Below are 251 nucleotides of genomic sequence, written 5' to 3'. Positions count from 1 at the left end.
GCCCAGCGGGCCAGCGCCGCGTGCCGCTCGGCCAGCTCGGCCTTGCTCACCCCGGCGTACGCGGCCTCCCGCATCAGCGGGGTGGCGAAGGCGTACCCGGTGCGGGTGCGGTGCAGCATCCGGCGTTGCAGCAGCTCCTCGACGGCCCGCTCCAGCTCGACGGCGACCACCGCCGCCGGGCGGCCGTCGTGGCCGGCCCGCTGCTCGCGCAGCGCCTCCAGCGCCCCGGCCGGCACGGTGTCGCCGACCAC

General features: G+C 79.3%; 1 protein-coding gene. It reads right to left on the bottom strand.

Going from position 1 to position 251, the window contains the following annotated elements:
- Positions 1–251, bottom strand: a 251-nt coding sequence (locus ACSNOG_RS33700) for a hypothetical protein (protein ID WP_436756469.1), incomplete at both ends; no start/stop codon positions are given.

The organism is Streptomyces sp. URMC 124 (assembly GCF_051386455.1).
Lineage (GTDB): Bacteria > Actinomycetota > Actinomycetes > Streptomycetales > Streptomycetaceae > Streptomyces.
The sequence above is the reverse complement of the archived record's forward strand: the minus strand, read 5'-3'. Positions and strand labels throughout refer to the sequence as shown.